Raw genomic sequence first — 15181 nt, 5'->3', positions numbered from 1 at the left:
CTAAGGCTTTAAAGTCTCAGGGCGTCACAAAGTAGCATCCTTGGTGATTTGAGGAAGTAAAATCAAGATTAGTGCTTTGATTTTAAATAATTTTTCAAGAGACTCAAAATCCCGCGCTGGAAGCAGCGTGCCGGTTCGATATCGCAACCCGCATGCTTCCAAGCTTGGCGGGTTTTTTGTTATTGGCGCGTCGCGTGCCGACTGCGTTGCAACGCCCACGCCAGCATGTCAACGTCATGGTGGAAACAGGCAGCACTTACCTGAAGCGAGGCCTTTATGAGGAAATATGATATTCCTGTTTCCTCAAAACAGCTCTTCTACTTGGCGCTCCTCATTTTGCTACCACTAGCACTGGCAGTGGCAGCGGTCTTCTGGGCACCGTCCAAGCCAGGACACGGCAAATCGGATGATGTACTGGCTTTGTCGATCATCGGCGTCATCGCCGTTGGTGTATCTGGCATGCTGATCGCTGCGGCAAAACGGCATGTGCTTGAGTTGTTACAAGACCTCTTGGTAGTCAAACATAGCTTGTACACGCTGGCCGTGCAGCGTAACGACGTTGCATCGGCAAGTATTCGCGAGGTCAGTTCGTTCGATAAGATTGGCTTATCGACGAGGAAAAATGGCATCGCCGCATTTGGCTATTTTTCAGGCTGGTTTTGGAATACCCAAGGCCAGCTCACATTGTGCGCATTCTCAATCTTGCCCGTGTACCTGATCACTTTTGAAGGCAGCGCAGGATGCCGGCAACTCGCCCTTGGTGCAAGTCCGGAAATGATCCACAGTATCTAAGCGTGAAGCCACCAAGCAGACTGTCCTATCGCGCCAGCCGCAGCGCCAGCCCCTTTTTGACCGCCTCCCACTCCGTCTCAATCATGCTGAACCGCACCGAATTGCGCTTGCGTCCGTCCGGCATGATGCGTTCATGGCGCACGATGCCTTCCTGCACGGCGCCCAGGCGCAGGATGGCGGCGCGCGATTGCTCGTTCAGCTCGTCGGTGGTGAACTGCACGCGCACGGCGTGCATAGTCTCGAAGGCATGGGTCAGCAATAGCAGTTTCGCTTCCGTATTGATGCCGGTGCGCTGCACCGAGGCGGCCAGCCAGGTGTGGCCGATCTCCAGCTTGCGGTTGACCCGGTCGATCTTCCAGAAACGCGTGCTGCCGACGATGGTGTCCGTGGCCCGGTTCACGATGACATACGGCATCACGGTGCCCGCCTGGCGCCCGGCCAGCGCGGTGGCGAGGTACTGATCCACCGTGTCGGGACCGGGGATGTTGGTCACCTTGGACTGCCATAGCTGGCCGTCCTGCGCGGCGCGCAGCAGGGCCGGCGCGTGTTCCTGCTGCAGCGGCAGCAGGGTGACGATGCTGCCGTGGAGCGTGGGTTGTTGCGAATCCATGCTGCTGAGCCATCCTTCCGTGACGGGTATCGGAAGCACATGATAGCGCGCGCTGGCCGCCGGCTCAAAACCGCTGGCGCAGCCCCAGCGCCAGCACGCGCACGTCGTTGCCCGCTGCGCTGACCGGCGTGGCGGCCAGGGTGGAAATGCCCTCGCTGTTGTTGAGCACGCCGCCGATGCGGGTGTAGATCGACGACGTTTTCGAGAAGTTGTAGCTGTAGCCGAAACCGGCCGTAAACGAGTTCAGCGCGTGATGGCCGGCCACATTGCGGTACATCAGCGCCAGCTGCACCGTGTGGCGGGGCTGTGGCTGGTACACCAGGCTGAGCATGTGGTTTTGCGCGACCCGCGAGCCGGCCGTTTCGGGGGCGATCACATTGAGCGAATAGCCGAGCGTGGAGGCGCCCAGCTGGTACTGCACGCCGACGCCGCTCCAGATATTCTTGACGGCCGGCACCAGCGCCGTGGGGTCGGTGTACACCACATTGTATTGCCCGCCCAGATACAGCAGTGGGCCACGGGTAAAGTACGCCTCGATGCCGTAGTCGGCCGTCCGGTGATAACCGGCGTCATTGCGCTCGCGCGGCGCATACAGCACCTGGCTGGTGACGCCGCCCAGGTTCATGCTGGTGTAGGAGATGGCGTTGCTGATGCGCGAGTCGCCCATCGAGGCGCCATTGCCGAGGTCGCTGTTGCCGCCGACGATGGAGGTGAACGGCGAAAAGCCGGACACGCCGACGAAAGGGTCGAGCGCCAGCGACATCATGGCCGGGTACTGGCGCCCGAGCTTGAGGTAGCCGGTGCGGGGCGAGCCAAGCGTGATGTTGGCTTCACGATTGAACAGGCTGCTGTCGCGCTGCAAGGTGGTGCCGCCGGCGGCGCCCGTGTCCAGCCCCACGGCGCTTTCCAGCAAGAAGCTCAAGGTGTAGCCGCCACCCAGGTCTTCGGTGCCGGCCAGGCCGAAGCGCGAGGTCGAGCCCATGCCGCTGTTGAGCTTGACCGTATGGTCGCCGCCATTGCTGTAGGACACGGCGGCGTCGGCCACGCCGAACAGGCGTACGCCGGACAGGTCGGCCGCAGCGGCATGGCCGGCGCACACAACGGGGGAAAACATGGCCACGCACAGGATTTTTTTCATGATCGGCATTCAATAGGTAAAGGGAGTCCACGCGCGCAGCTGGCAGGCTGCGCGCGGTAGGGCAAACGGACGAAGAAGGAGGAAACTAGTCGAGTTGCTGGCCGGCTTTTTCGCGGCACAGTGCGACGGCCACCAGCGATACCAGGCCGGTGCCGATGACGTACCAGGCCGGCCCCAGGTTGGAGCCGGTGACTTTCACCAGCCAGGTGGCGATCAGTTGCGAAAAGCCGCCGAAGATCGATACGCCGATGCCGTAGCACAGCGACAGGCCGGTGGCGCGCACGCGGCGCGGAAACTGTTCGGTCATCAGCACGATGGTCGACACCGAGGTGAAGACCAGCGGAATCACCATGATGATGACGGCGGAAAACAGGCCCAGCGCGTTGCGGCTGTAGTCCATCAGCATAAAGGCGGGGAACACCAGCAGCATCAGCGCCACGCGCGACCAGGTGGCGACAGGCTTGCGACCGATGCGGTCGGTGATGATGCCGGCCAGGCCACACAACAGCAGCTGCGCCAGGCCACCTATCCACGAGGCCCACAGGGCAAGCTCGAACGGCATGTGCAGCACCGCCTTGGCATAGGTGGTGATGTAGTGCAGGACGATGTAGTTGGCCGAGGTGCCACCGATAATGATGGCCGTGCCCAGCACCAGCGCGCGCCGGTGGTCGCGCCAGATCTCGGCCAGGGCCGACGGCGCATGCTTGCCGCCCGCCTCGTCGGCCGCCAGCGCGGCAGGATCGGCGGTTTCATCGAGCACGCGGCGGATGTAATAGCCGAGCGGCACCAGCAGCATGCCGAATACGAAGGGCAAACGCCAGCCCCAACTTTCCAGCTGCTCGGTGGTCAGGAGATAGGTCAGGCTCAGGCCCACGCCGGCGCCCACCAGGGTGCTGAGCGCCTGGCTGAACAATTGCCAGCTGCTGTAGAAGGCGCGGTTCTTGTCGTTCGCATATTCCATCAGCATCGAGGTCGAGGCGCCCACTTCGCCGCCGACGGCGAAGCCCTGGATCAGGCGGCCCAGCACCACCAGCAGCGGCGCGGCCACGCCGATCTGGGCATAGGTGGGCGTGACGATGAACAGCGCCGAACCGGCCGCCATCAGCCACAAGGTCAGCGTCATCGCATATTTTCGGCCCTTGCGGTCGGCGATGCCGCCGATGATGATGCCGCCCAGCGGGCGCATCAGGAAGCCGACGCCAAAGGTGGCCAGCGACAGCATCAGCGAACTCAGTTCGGAGGTGGACGGAAAGAACTGGCGGCCGATAATCGCGGCAAAGAATGTGTAGATCGAAAAATCAAAAAATTCAAGGCCGTTGCCGATCGTGATGGCGGCGATTTTTTTCGCCTTCGAGGGCGGCTTGACGGCGGCCGGGGCGCTCAGGGTGCTGACGTGTGTGCTCATGCTGGCTTCCAGTTTAACAAAGTGTGAACGGTGGTGACGCAACTGCCATAGCCGCGATCAGGACAGGAATTTTTCCACCAGCTTGACCCAGTAGCTGGCGGCAATCGGCAGGATGGCGTCATTGAAGTCGTAGCGCGGGTTGTGCACCATGCAGCCGCCCTGCTCGCCTTCGCCATTGCCGATGATCAGGTAGCAGCCAGGGCAGGCCTGCAACATGAACGAGAAATCTTCGCTGCCGGTCAAGGGCTGCAGATCGGCAATCAGGGCCTCTTCACCCAGCCATTCGACGACGGCGGCGCGCGCCAGTTCGGTCATCGCCACGTCGTTCCGCAGCGCCGGATAGCGCCACTGGTAATCGATCTCGACGCGCGCGCCGAACACCCTGGCCTGCGCTTCGGCCAGTTCGCAGATGCGTTCGCGCAGGCGCTGGCGTACCTCCGGCGCATAGGCGCGCACCGACAGTTGCAGGTCGGCCGTTTCGGCGATCACATTCGGCGCATTACCCGCGTGCAAAGAGCCCACCGTCACCACCGCCATCTGGCGCGGATCGATATGGCGCGACACCACCGTTTGCAGCGCCACCACGATGTGCGCGGCCACCAGGGTCGCGTCGACCGTCAGGTGCGGCATGGAACCATGGCCGCCGTTGCCCAGCACCTTGATCAGCACGGTATCCGACGAGGCCATGAAGCCGTTTGGCAACATGCCGAAACGGCCGGCCGGAAAGCCCGGCATATTGTGGAAGGCAAAGATGGCGTCGCAGGGAAATAGCTGGAACAGGCCCTCCTCGACCATGCGCCGCGCGCCGCCCAGGCCCTCTTCGGCCGGCTGGAAGATCAGCCGCAAGGTGCCGTCGAAATCGGCTTCGGTCGCCAGGTGGCGCGCCGCCGCCAGCAGGGTGGCGGTATGGCCGTCATGGCCGCAGGCATGCATGGCGCCGGCCGTGCGGCTGGCGTAGGGCAAGCCGGTCTGCTCGAGGATGGGCAGCGCATCCATGTCGGCGCGCAGGCCGATGATGCGGGAACTGCTGCCCTTTTTCAGGGTCGCCACGATGCCGGTGCCGGCCAGCCCGCGGTGCAGCTGGTAGCCATACTCTTCCAGTTTCCGTGCGACCAGGTCGCTGGTGGCGAATTCCTGGTAGGCCAGTTCGGGATGGGCGTGGATCTGGTGGCGCAGTGCAACGCTGTCCGCCAGGTGTTCTACAATGCCGGGCACCAGTGCCTGCTGTGTCAGGGTATCGATCGTGCGCTCTGTCATGCGTGTCTCCAAAAAGTCATCGGTCTGCATCGCGGCGGTGCGCCGCGTTGTTGGAGAGAGCGTTGCAGCATGCATGCCACTGGGGCCCATCCAACATGGTGCAGTGGCCGGCAGGCGGTCGCCAGCAGGCGTTGGCGGCGCCGCCAGCACGGCGCGCCACAGGAGGAAACACGACACACGGCACAAACATGGCCTTGCCGGGAGGGGGGTCAAGCAAATCTTGACATGACGGCCTATGGTTTGAACCACGGCCACCGTGCACTTTTCTGGTGCAGGCCGGCCATGCTGTTCCACGCGACCCGCACTATCGATACACAACCGAGCTGACCATGACCCGTTCATCCGACTTCAAACTACAACAACTGCAGTACCTGATCGCGATTGCGGAACAGGGCAGCCTGCGCCTGGCCGGCCTGGCGCTGGGGGTGTCGGCGGCGGCCGTCAGCAAGGGCTTGCAGGAGCTGGAAAACACGGCCGGCATGCGGCTGTGCGAGCGCCAATCGCAGGGGCTGGCGCTGACCGAAGGCGGGCGCGCGCTGCTGGTACGGGCGCGATTGATCGTCGGTGAAATGGAGCTGGCGATGCGCGAACTGAACCGCCTGCAAAGCCATACGGAAACCCGGCTATCGGTGGGTGTCACGCCGTGGTTCGCCAATACGCTGCTGGCGCCGACCATGCGCCGCTTCGTGCAGAAGCGGCCCGACGTCAGCCTGCATTTCCACGAAACCGTGGGCACCACCTATGCGGCATTGCGGGAGGGCAGCATCGACCTGGCGATCGGCCTGGCGCCGGCCGACGATGGCGCCGGCGAGCTGGCCAGCCGTCCCCTGTTTGCCTACGGCCAGGCGGTGGTGTGCCGCGCCGGCCACCCGTGCCAGAGCGCCCGTTCACTGGCGGTGCTGGCCGGACAATCGTGGATACTGAGCCACGACATCGATCAGTACAAGGCGCCGCTGCGCGAGTTTTTCATCGAGCATTACCGGGCGGCGGACGGGCAACTGCCGGCCGGCCGCATTCATTACGCGCGTTCGGCCATGATGGCGCTCAGCCTGGTGGAAGACAGCGACATCCTGTCTATCCTGCCGTGGCCGCTGATCGAAGCGCTGCGCGAACGGCACGCCATCGTGCCGCTGGCCCTGCGCGAGTCGATTCCGGACAATATCACCAGCTATCTGACGCGCAAGAACACGCCGGTCAACGGCAGCATCGGCGACTTTATCGCGGCCCTGATGGCCACGGTGCAGGAAACGTCCAACGCGCGGCAGGGGCCGCTGCACCGCTTGTTCCGTTCGCTCGAAGTGGTGCGCAACTGAAGCGTCAGGCTTCTTCGCGATAATATTCGCAGCCGTCGAAGGTGGTGCGCAGCGCCTGCTGCAGGCGCGCATATTTCTCGGCAGACAAATTGAAACGCACGTCGATCTGGCCGTCGTCGTCCATCTGCATGGCGGCCTCGGCGTCCATCTGCACCGACAGGCGGTTGGCGTGCAGGATCACGGCGTGCATATGGCCGTACCAGGAAAATTCCTGGCCGCAGTATTCGATATACGGCTCGTCCATGCCGAGCGACACGTCCTGTTCATCGTACTCATCGGCGCGCTGGAACATCAGGTACACGGGTTCACCCTTGGCCGTCGGTGCGGCCAGGGTGGTGATCAGGGCGTCGTCCTGTTCGAGGACGGACAATTCGGTGGCGGTAAATCCTGCGGACATGGCGTGCTTTCATCAAGGGAATGGCGCCACCATAGCGCAATTGGCGATTGCCGAACAGGCGCATTTATAATTGCCTCTCCCTACTCATTGCAGGAGTTTGCCTTGTCCACGCCCTACACTACCCGCCTTGCGATTCCCGATGTCGCCACCTATTGCCATCTGCGCAGTGTTTCCGGCCTCAGCCCGAAGACAGCGGAAGCGGCGGCCAGGGGACTGCCCAACTCTTTATTTGCAGTACAGGTGCTGCACGGCGACGAGATCGTCGGCATGGGCCGCATCATCGGCGACGGTGGCTGTTTTTACCAGGTGGTCGATATCGCCGTGCTGCCCACGCACCAGGGCCGTGGCCTGGGCAAGCTGATCATGCGCGAGATCATGCGCTATATCGAGCAGCAGGTGCCGGCCAGCGCCTATGTCAGTCTGATCGCGGACGGCCAGGCGCAGGAACTGTACGCGCAGTTCGGTTTCAGGCACACGGCACCGAAGTCGGTCGGCATGGCGATCAAGCGCTAGCAACATCAGGCATGGCGGCCGAGGGGTCGGCTTGCTATAGTGTCGGCAACGCAGTGCCACCGCCAGCACCCCCACCCTAGAATTCAGAGAGATACCATGCTTTACCTGCTCGCCATTGCGGCTGTCATCGCCCTGCTGTACTACGTCTTCAGCGACCGCACGCCCGTCAAGCCGCTGAACAAGGCGCTGCTGTCGATCCGCGAGTACGTGCCGGCAATACCGTCCGGTGCGCCGGCGCACCACTGGACCGATGGCGGCCGTTTTGCTTCCGAAGTGGACAACGATGCGATGTACCAGCCGGCCATCGCCAGGCTGGCCGGTGAGCACGGCCCCGGCAATGCCGATGAAAAATGCCTGGCGCTGCTGGTGTGCGACGACGCCAACCCGTTCCAGGACAAGGCCATCGCCGTCTTCATCGATGGCTTGCTGGTGGGCTACCTGGCGCACAACGATGCGTTGAAGTTGCACCGCAACCTGGGCCACCAGGACCTGGCCGGCCAGCTGACCTCGTGCGACGCCGTGATCCGCGGCGGCGGCCTGTGGAATGGCAAGCGTTTGTCGTATGCCGTCTGGCTCGATCTGTCCCCCTTTAATTGATCGTCCAGCACGCGTTTCAAGCGTGCAGATGTTGCATTACGAAAAAGATATACTTGCCTGATTATTCATCATCAAGGCAAAGCACATGAATGCACAACTGGCCAACTGGGGCAGCCGCCTGTTGCCGTTCGGTAGCGAACTGCTGTGGACCGCGCTGCCGTGGATGCTGCTGTATGGCGTGCTCGGCTTTGTAGTGGCCGTGATCATCTGCTACCAGCTGGCCAAAAAATGCCTGCTGGTGCGCCGTCCGCCCGCCTGGCATGTGGCGGCCAAACTCAGCTATGTGCTGATCCTGGTGGCGCTGCCGCTGCTCGGCGGCGCGTTTGGCGCCGTGCACAGCGTGCATCGCCTGGTCAACCAGGCCCTGGTGCGCGATCTGCAGCCGGTGTTCGAAGCCCATGCGCCGATGCTGCGCCTCTATCTCGAACAGCGGGTCAGGCTGATCGCCCCGGACCAGCCGGTCAGCATGCGCAGCCTGATCGAACCCCTGGTGCAGAGCATGTACTACAAACCGGTGTCGGATGGTTACTGGGAACGCAGCAAGGCACGCTGGATCAATGAATTCACCTTGCGCCGTGGCAGCGTGTTGCTGACCGAGGTACTGCAGGCGCAACTGGTGAGCAGGGTCGGCGTACTGGGCGAAACGTTGAAGGGTTCCGACCTGCGTGACTTAAGCAAGCTCGACAAATCCCTGCCACTGGTCTTTGTCGACGCCATCGGGCGCCAGGCCAGTGCCTATTTCAATTCGCTCAAGCTCACGATCGGCCTGTTCCTGCTGCTGGCGCTGCTGCTGGTATGGGGCGAAATCATGCTGTACCGCCACTATTACCTGCGCCGTTATCCGCCCGCCACGGCGATGCCCATGACCATGCCGCCGATGTAAAAAAGCCGCCCCTCCTTGCGGATGGGGCGGCTTTCAGGCGGCAGGACCGCTCAGGACATTACAGGCGTTGCGCTACCGCATCGACCACGCACAGCGCCGTCATGTTGACGATGCGGCGCACGGTGGCCGATGGCGTCAGGATGTGCACCGGCTTGGCGCAGCCGAGCAGGATAGGGCCGACCGCGATGCCGTTGCCGGCGGCGGTTTTCACCAGGTTGTAGGCGATGTTGGCCGACTCGATATTCGGCATCACCAGCAGGTTGGCGTCGTGCTTCAGGTCCGAGTTCGGCATCAGCTTGTGACGCAGCTTGCTGTCCAAAGCCGTGTCGCCGTGCATTTCGCCGTCGATTTCCAGGTCCGGCGCGCGTTCCTTGATGATCGCCAGCGCGGCGCGCATCTTCTGCGCCGAGGCGCTGTCGGAAGAACCGAAGTTCGAGTGCGACAGCAGGGCCGCGCGCGGCGACAGGCCGAAACGCGTCATCTCTTCGGCCGCCATGATGGTGATCTCGGCCAGCTGATCCGCGTCCGGGTTTTCATTGACGTGGGTGTCGACCATCACCAGCTGGCGCTCGGGCATGATCAGCACGTTCATGGCGGCGTAGACATTGCTGCCGGCGCGCTTGCCCAGCACCTGGTCGATATATTTCAGGTGCAATTGGGTGGTGCCGAAGGTGCCGCAGATCATGCCGTCGGCGTGACCCTTGTGTATCATCATCGAGCCGATCAGGCTATGGCGGCGGCGCATTTCCAGCTTGGCGTATTCCTCGGTGACGCCCTTGCGGCTGGTCATTTCGTAATACGTGGTCCAGTAATCGCGGTAGCGCTCGTCGAAGTCCGGGTTGATGATGTCGAAGTCGACGCCTTGCTTCAGCCGCAGGCCGAACTTCTGGATCCGCGTTTCCAGCACGGCAGGACGGCCCACCAGGATCGGACGCGCCAGTTTCTCGTCGACCACCACTTGCACCGCGCGCAACACGCGCTCTTCTTCGCCTTCGGCGTAGACGATGCGTTTGAGTTCGTTCGCGGTTTTCTTGGCCACCTGGAACAGCGGCTTCATGAAGGTGCCGCTGCGATACACGAATTGCTGCAGGCTGTCGGCGTACGCTTGCAGGTCCTTGATCGGACGCGTCGCCACGCCCGAATCTTCGGCCGCCTTGGCCACCGCCGGCGCGATCTTGATCAGCAAACGCGGATCGAACGGCATCGGGATCAGGTATTCCGGGCCGAACGACAGGCTGGTGAAACCATAGGTGGTGGCGACGATGTCGGACTGCTCGGCATGCGCCAGTTCGGCGATCGCGTGCACCACGGCAATTTCCATTTCGCGCGTGATGGTGGTCGCGCCGCAATCGAGGGCGCCACGGAAAATGTAGGGGAAGCACAGCACGTTGTTGACCTGGTTCGGGTAATCCGAACGGCCGGTGCAGATGATGGCGTCGCCGCGCACAGCTTTCACGTCGTCGGGCAGGATTTCCGGATTCGGGTTGGCCAGCGCCAGGATCAGCGGGTTCTTGGCCATGGTCTTGACCATGTCCTGTTTCAGCACGCCACCGGCCGACAGGCCGAGGAAGATGTCGGCATCGGGGATCACTTCGGCCAGGGTACGGGCCGGAGTGTCGCGCGCGAAACGTTCCTTGTCCGGATCCATCAGCTCGGTGCGGCCCTTGTAGACCACGCCGGCCAGGTCGGTGACGAAAATGTTTTCGAGCGGGAAGCCCAGGTCGACGATCAGGTCCAGGCAGGCCAGGGCCGCGGCGCCAGCGCCCGAGACCACCAGTTTGCAGTGTTTGATGTCCTTGCCGACATACTGGATGCCGTTCAGGATGGCCGCGCCGACGATGATGGCGGTGCCGTGCTGGTCGTCATGGAAGACGGGAATCTTCATGCGCTCGCGCAGCTGGCGCTCGATATAGAAGCACTCGGGCGCCTTGATGTCTTCCAGGTTGATGCCGCCGAAGGTCGGTTCCAGCGACGCGATGATGTCGACCAGTTTATCAGGGTCCAGCTCGTTGATTTCGATGTCGAACACGTCGATGCCGGCGAACTTCTTGAACAGCACGCCCTTGCCTTCCATCACCGGCTTGGCGGCCAGCGGACCGATATTGCCCAGGCCCAGCACGGCCGTGCCGTTGGTGATCACGGCCACCAGATTGCCGCGCGCCGTGTATTTGTAGGCGTTGGCCGGATCGATGACGATTTCTTCGCAGGGGGCGGCCACGCCGGGCGAATAGGCCAGCGCCAGGTCGCGCTGGTTGGTCAGTGTCTTGGTAGGCGTCACGCTGATCTTGCCTGGTCGCGGGCACTCGTGATACTCGAGTGCGGCGAGGCGCAATTGTTGACGCAATTCTTCTTTTTTATCAGATGACGAATCCATGCTGTGCTGCCTTCCTGTTTGGTCGATCGGGGTGTTCGCGATTTTATCAGACCGATACTTTCAATTAGCTAGGTATTTTCCGCAAGCATAGTCTGATATCACGAAAGCGCATAACCCGCCATTGTAAAGGTCACGGTCGGCGCAAACCGGATTGGCGTCAAAAACTATCGATTTTTGAATATCGATAATTTTTGACGATGAAAAATCACCTTACTCGAAATTGTCTTCGCTCAAAAAACCATAGTCCTCATCAATCAGCAGCTGCAGGTAGTCGTCAAAACTGTCGGCGATGACCTGGTAGTTGTCGGGGTCGTGCATGAAGCGCACCACCTGCCCCACTTTGCCTGAAGCAGACGGGTTGAAATCGATATACAGCAGGGAACTGCCGCCGTTGTTCATGCAGTGCGAAAAACAGAGCCGCTGGCCCTGCTTGATGGTCACGTCGATGCGCGCGTCGACTATGCAGGGATCTTCCTCGAGGTAATGGCCATAGATATCGGCGATACTGCGCTGGCGCGATTGCTGGTCTTCGAGGATCTGCTCGACCGAGCTCAGATAGTACGGATACTCGTACGCATCCGAGCCCAGCAGATACACCGACACCGTGCCGCCAGCATATTTCTCATGATAGGTGCCGTTGTAGATACTCAGCAGCTGCAACAAGGTATCCGGGCATGGCGGGTAGGCCTGGCGCAACTGTTCGAGCTGCTGTGCGCTGGCGCCACTGGCCAGCGCCAGTTCGTCCAGGCTTTCCTGCGGCAAGGCGTCGCGCACGCCAGCCAGATAACGTTCAAGGATGGCGGATTTATTGATCGGGGTCGACAAAGACATACTCCTGTTGGATCTGCAATTGCAGGTAATCATCAAAACCGGCGGCAATCACGCGGTATTCATCGGGGTCGTGCAGGAAGCGGATGAGCTGCCCGATCACGCCACCGGCTGCAGGAGCAAAATCGAGATACAGCATCGAGGTGCCGCCATTGTTCATGCAGTGGGCAAAGCACAGCCGTTCTCTGCCGCTGGCCTGCACATCGATGCGGCTGTCGAGCACGACATCATCATCGCCCGGCGGGTCGCCATGGATCTCGACAATGCTGTCGGGATACATCTGCCGGTCTTCCAGTATCTGTTCGACCGAGCGCAGGAAATAAGGGTAACTGCCCATGGCGGCGTCGGCGCCCAGCACCAGCACGGCCGTGCCGCCATCGTCATCATCGTCCCAGTGGGTGCCGTTGATCTGGCTCAATAAGGCCAGCAAGCTGGCGGGGCAGTCCGGAAACGCCTGCAGCAGGCTTTGCAGCTGCGCCGCGCTGGCACCGCGCGCCCCGGCCAGCCGCGCCAGTGGCATCGGCGGCAGCGCCTGGCGCAGCCCGGCAAGATAATGGTCGACGATATTCATCTGCGATGGACTCCCGGTATGGCCAGGCTGCAAAATATAGCAGCTCAGGTGGGCTCGCCTGCGCACACTAGCGCACCTTAGCGCAGCCTGCCACCCGGCGCAAAGCGCAGCGCGATCAGCAGCAGCAATACCACGCCACCGGCCATCACCATCCACGCCTGGGCCAGGCTGGCGCTATGCTGGCGGATCAGGCCGGCAATAAACGGCATGCCGCTGGCGACGATATAGCCGCCCCCCTGCACGAAGCCCAGCAGCGCGCCGGCGCCGGCCGGCTCCGTCACATGGTCCATGCTGACGATCAGGGACAGCGGAAACAGCGCGCCGATGCCGCAGCCCAGCAGTATCACGGCGGGGATCGCCAGCAGCGTGGGCGCCACGATCAGGCAAGCCAGGCCCAGCAGCACGGACAGCAGCACCGCCAGCAGCAGCGGACGGCGGTCCGTAAAACGGTTGATGATGCTGGAGACCACCAGGCCGGCCAGCACTTCCACCAGGGTCAGGGCGCCCAGCAGCAGGCCGCTGTGCGACGCACTCCAGCCCAGCTCGGTATAAAACGGCGGCAGCCAGGCCAGCACCAGGGTGTAGGCGCCGGTGCCGATGCCAAAGAACAGCATCAGCAGCCAGGCACGCCCACTGCCCACCGGCAAGCTGGCGCCTGCGCCAGCTTGCACTTCATGGCGGCGGCCCGCCGCGCGGCGCCACAGCAGCAGCGCGGCCAGCGCCGGCAGCGCCCACAATGCCAGCAGCATTTGCCAGCCCAGAGTTTGCCCCAGCGGCGAGGCCGAGGCGGCGGCCAGCGCCGCGCCGCCCATGATGCCGGTGGTATAAAACCCCATCAGCTGGCCGGCGCGTTCGGGAAAGTGGCGCTTGATAAAGGCTGGCAGCAGGGCTTGCACCAGCGCGATGCCAAGGCCGCCGAGCGCGGCGGTGGCGATCAGGCCGGCGCTGCCGTGCAAGGGCCAGCGCAGGGCGCAGGCGAGCGCAATGATGGCGATGCCCAACCCCACGCCGCGCACCACGCCCAGCCGGCGCTGCAATTGCGCGCCCGCCAGCGCGCACACGCCCATCGCAAACACGGGTACGGTGGTCAGCAGGCCGGCATCGGCACTGCTGATGCCGGTGCTGGCCTGGATGACACCGAGCAAGGGACCGATGGCGGCCAGGATGGGGCGCAGATTGAGTCCGAGCAAAATGATGGCGGCCACTAATATAGCCGTGGAAGGTGGCTGCGGCGTGTAGCGTGTCGATGACATGGATAGTCCTTGCCTCGCTGGGAGGCACATGGTTTAATATTTGAAGAAAACTAACTCGATGAAAAGTATCTTAACATGAATATTAAAAACAGTCTCGACGTCAAGATAAAGGCGGTGGCATGACGGACACTCCGCAGGAACACCAGCGCGCCCGATTTGCGGCCGAACAATGGCAGCGCGAACTGCCGCAGCTCGATACCCGCGCCATGCAAGTGGTGGGGCAACTGGGCACGGTGGCGCAGCTGATGGCGCGCGACTGGCTCAATCCCCTGTTTGCCGAACACGGCCTGCAGCCCGGCGAATTCGATGTGCTGGCGACCCTGCGCCGCTCTGGCGCGCCGTATGCGTTGACGCCGACGGCGCTGTACGAAGCGGCGATGCTGTCGTCGGGCGGCATGACGAATCGCATCGACCGGCTGGAAACGGCCGGCCTGATCGAACGGCAGAAACACCCGACCGACCGGCGCGGCGTGCTGGTGGCGCTCACCAGCGAGGGCAAGGAACTGATCGACAAGCTGGTGCTGCTGCATGTGGCCAACGAGCAGCGCATGCTGGCGGCATTGACCACGCGCGAACAAACCCAGCTGGGCCAGTTGCTGGACAAGCTGCTGCAGGGAATGGTGCAGGCAAAAGCCTAGGACAGCAGGCGGATCAGCTCTTGCAGTGGCGCATGATCGCGGTGCGCCAGGCGCCGCAGTTGCTCCGGTGTACAGGTGCGGTACAGGGCGTCGAGCGGCGCCTGGCTGGCCGCACGCAGATCGAATTCGCCGCCGGCCGGCGCCAGCACATGCCCTTCGACATGGGTCAGGAAATAATGGCGTGGCGCGCCGCGCAGATTGGCCGCGAACCGCAGCACCAGGCCGTTGTCGAACAGCAGCGCGCCACAGTGCGCGTCGCGCCGCAGCAGCACCCTGAACGCCGGCATGGCTGGCTTGCCCACGGCGCGCAGCACGCCCGCCAGCCTGACCTGATAGCCCAGTTCCAGGCCATTCGCGCACCAGCGGCCCTGCGCGAGAAACACCTTGCATGCAAGCTGCACCGCCCTGCCCGCGCGCCGGAAACGGCGCTGCTCTTCGTACAGGCAGATCTGTGCCGGATTGCCGCAGGCGTCAAAACCGCGCGCTTCGAGTTCCTCGCGCGCAAAACTGCGCAAGCCCATCACGGCGGGGTCGCGCAGCACGCCATCGCGCACATACGACAGCAACACGGCATGGATATCGGGAGTGGTCATCCTGGCGCCAGAAAAAATG

Annotated in this window: 16 protein-coding genes; 6 read left to right on the top strand and 10 right to left on the bottom strand. The window is 62.8% G+C overall.

The window, feature by feature from the left end:
- The first annotated feature begins 276 nt into the window (after nt 1–276).
- A complete protein-coding gene (locus Q8L25_RS07490; RefSeq protein WP_308924261.1) occupies nt 277–792 on the top strand; it encodes a hypothetical protein in 516 nt (171 codons plus the stop codon).
- A 25-nt stretch (nt 793–817) separates the two neighbouring features.
- Here Q8L25_RS07490 and Q8L25_RS07485 read toward each other — a convergent pair whose 3' ends face one another.
- The 4 genes from Q8L25_RS07485 to Q8L25_RS07470 all read right to left on the bottom strand — a co-directional run bounded on the left by Q8L25_RS07485 (nt 818) and on the right by Q8L25_RS07470 (nt 5202).
- On the bottom strand, nt 818–1402 hold the full coding sequence (locus Q8L25_RS07485; RefSeq protein ID WP_308924260.1) for a GNAT family protein: 585 nt from the start codon (nt 1400–1402) through the stop codon (nt 818–820).
- Nucleotides 1403–1466: 64 nt separating this feature from the next.
- Nucleotides 1467–2540, bottom strand: coding sequence for a porin (locus tag Q8L25_RS07480; protein WP_308924259.1), 1074 nt, complete (start codon nt 2538–2540; stop codon nt 1467–1469).
- Nucleotides 2541–2625: 85 nt separating this feature from the next.
- Nucleotides 2626–3945, bottom strand: coding sequence for an MFS transporter (locus Q8L25_RS07475; protein ID WP_308924258.1), 1320 nt, complete (start codon nt 3943–3945; stop codon nt 2626–2628).
- A 57-nt stretch (nt 3946–4002) separates the two neighbouring features.
- Nucleotides 4003–5202: a M20 aminoacylase family protein gene (locus Q8L25_RS07470; protein WP_308924257.1), complete on the bottom strand. Its 1200-nt coding sequence runs from the start codon at nt 5200–5202 to the stop codon at nt 4003–4005.
- A 329-nt stretch (nt 5203–5531) separates the two neighbouring features.
- On the opposite strand from Q8L25_RS07470, the gene Q8L25_RS07465 reads away from it, so the two are divergent.
- Nucleotides 5532–6515, top strand: coding sequence for a LysR family transcriptional regulator (locus Q8L25_RS07465; protein ID WP_308924256.1), 984 nt, complete (start codon nt 5532–5534; stop codon nt 6513–6515).
- Between the two features lie 4 nt (nt 6516–6519).
- On the opposite strand, the gene Q8L25_RS07460 is transcribed toward Q8L25_RS07465, so the two are convergent.
- Nucleotides 6520–6912, bottom strand: coding sequence for an Imm10 family immunity protein (locus Q8L25_RS07460; RefSeq protein WP_308924255.1), 393 nt, complete (start codon nt 6910–6912; stop codon nt 6520–6522).
- A 102-nt stretch (nt 6913–7014) separates the two neighbouring features.
- On the opposite strand from Q8L25_RS07460, the gene Q8L25_RS07455 reads away from it, so the two are divergent.
- From Q8L25_RS07455 to Q8L25_RS07445, 3 genes are all read left to right on the top strand, one after another.
- Nucleotides 7015–7425 (top strand): GNAT family N-acetyltransferase, encoded by a 411-nt coding sequence (locus Q8L25_RS07455; protein ID WP_308924254.1) that lies wholly within the window; start codon nt 7015–7017, stop codon nt 7423–7425.
- Between the two features lie 96 nt (nt 7426–7521).
- The gene (locus Q8L25_RS07450) at nt 7522–8022 is read left to right on the top strand and encodes a hypothetical protein (RefSeq protein ID WP_308924253.1); all 501 of its coding nucleotides are present in this window, start codon (nt 7522–7524) and stop codon (nt 8020–8022) included.
- 85 nt (nt 8023–8107) lie between these two features.
- A complete protein-coding gene (locus tag Q8L25_RS07445) occupies nt 8108–8905 on the top strand; it encodes a hypothetical protein (protein WP_308924252.1) in 798 nt (265 codons plus the stop codon).
- Between the two features lie 58 nt (nt 8906–8963).
- Here Q8L25_RS07445 and Q8L25_RS07440 read toward each other — a convergent pair whose 3' ends face one another.
- The 4 genes from Q8L25_RS07440 to Q8L25_RS07425 all read right to left on the bottom strand — a co-directional run bounded on the left by Q8L25_RS07440 (nt 8964) and on the right by Q8L25_RS07425 (nt 13931).
- Nucleotides 8964–11279, bottom strand: a complete 2316-nt coding sequence (locus Q8L25_RS07440; RefSeq protein WP_308924251.1) for an NADP-dependent malic enzyme — start codon at nt 11277–11279, stop codon at nt 8964–8966.
- 210 nt (nt 11280–11489) lie between these two features.
- Nucleotides 11490–12104 carry an SMI1/KNR4 family protein gene (locus Q8L25_RS07435; RefSeq protein WP_308924250.1) on the bottom strand — a complete coding sequence of 205 codons (615 nt, stop codon included), beginning with the start codon at nt 12102–12104 and terminating at the stop codon, nt 11490–11492.
- Nucleotides 12085–12678, bottom strand: coding sequence for an SMI1/KNR4 family protein (locus Q8L25_RS07430; protein WP_308924249.1), 594 nt, complete (start codon nt 12676–12678; stop codon nt 12085–12087). Before Q8L25_RS07430 ends, Q8L25_RS07435 begins: the two co-directional genes overlap by 20 nt.
- A gap of 77 nt (nt 12679–12755) precedes the next feature.
- The gene (locus Q8L25_RS07425) at nt 12756–13931 is read right to left on the bottom strand and encodes an MFS transporter (RefSeq protein ID WP_308924248.1); all 1176 of its coding nucleotides are present in this window, start codon (nt 13929–13931) and stop codon (nt 12756–12758) included.
- Nucleotides 13932–14050: 119 nt separating this feature from the next.
- Here Q8L25_RS07425 and Q8L25_RS07420 point away from each other — a divergent pair, with 119 nt between their 5' ends.
- Nucleotides 14051–14569: a MarR family transcriptional regulator gene (locus tag Q8L25_RS07420; protein ID WP_308924247.1), complete on the top strand. Its 519-nt coding sequence runs from the start codon at nt 14051–14053 to the stop codon at nt 14567–14569.
- Here the strand turns inward: Q8L25_RS07420 and Q8L25_RS07415 are convergent.
- The gene (locus Q8L25_RS07415; protein ID WP_308924246.1) at nt 14566–15162 is read right to left on the bottom strand and encodes a hypothetical protein; all 597 of its coding nucleotides are present in this window, start codon (nt 15160–15162) and stop codon (nt 14566–14568) included. The two genes, Q8L25_RS07420 and Q8L25_RS07415, sit on opposite strands and share 4 nt — an antisense overlap.
- Nucleotides 15163–15181 lie beyond the last annotated feature (19 nt).

This window comes from Janthinobacterium sp. J1-1 (genome assembly GCF_030944405.1).
GTDB lineage: Bacteria > Pseudomonadota > Gammaproteobacteria > Burkholderiales > Burkholderiaceae_D > Janthinobacterium.
Note: the sequence above shows the minus strand (reverse complement) of the source record. Positions and strands in the feature narration are given on the sequence as shown.